The organism is Oleiphilus sp. HI0061, from assembly GCF_001635675.1.
This window is the reverse complement of sequence record NZ_LWFE01001293.1, coordinates 1-969: the sequence shown is the minus strand read 5'-3', so window position 1 is coordinate 969 and position 969 is coordinate 1. Positions and strand designations below refer to the sequence as shown.

Genomic DNA, 969 nt, shown 5'->3' with positions numbered 1-969 from the left:
AGTCGGTATTATGTTTGCCAATTGTTTACCGAAAATCTCAAATAGGCGCTCTGTACTTAGAGAATAGCTTGAGCACAGGGGTCTTTACCGAGCAGCGCATGAGTGTGATAAAAGTCTTACTGACTCAGGCTGCTATATCGCTTGAAAATGCACGTTTGTTTGATGAAGTGACGGGCCTGAATGCAGGTTTGGAGGAGAAAGTAGCCCAGCGAACGCGTGATCTAGACCAGGCTAATGTTGAATTAGCCTCAGCAAATAAAGAACTGGAATCATTTAGTTATACTGTATCGCATGATCTAAAATCACCCTTACGCATGATCAAAGGCTTTAGTGATATCTTACTTGATGATTACGCCTCGCAGCTTGATGAAGAAGCGCAACGGATATTGGCGAAAGTCGTTGCCGGTGCCAAGTCGATGGAAGACTTGATTAACGGTTTGCTGGACCTGTCACGAATGCAGCGAAAAGAAGTAAAAAGAACAGACCTAAACTTAAGCCAAATTGCTGACACAGTAGTGGCCAATCTGCGCGATACCTATCCCCTGCGTGTCGTAGATATTTATATTCAGCCAGATATGAATATCAATGGTGATGCCAGAATGATGCATTCAGTCGTTGAAAACCTGATAAACAATGCCTGGAAGTACAGTAGCAAGACAGAATCTGCAGAAATAGCATTTAGCTCTGCTTTGGTTGATGACGAACTCGGAAGAACAGAGCGCGTGTTTAAGGTTAAGGACAATGGTGCAGGTTTTGATATGTCACATGCGGGTAAGCTCTTCTCGACCTTCCAGCGATTGCATAACAAAAGTGACTTCGATGGCACCGGCGTCGGTTTATCAACGGTTAAGCGGATTGTCGAAAAGCATGGAGGGAGGGTCTGGGCCGACTCTGAGGTTGGCAAAGGCGCAAGTTTTTACTTTACTATTCCAGAGCAATAAATATTTAGGGCCAGAATAAAAATAGCCG

At 44.3% G+C, this 969-nt stretch carries 1 protein-coding gene; it reads left to right on the top strand.

Going from position 1 to position 969, the window contains the following annotated elements; translation table 11 throughout:
- On the top strand, positions 1 to 941 hold a 941-nt coding region (locus A3735_RS20430; RefSeq protein WP_231882590.1), incomplete at its 5' end, for an ATP-binding protein.
- Between the last annotated feature and the right edge of the window lie 28 nt (positions 942 to 969).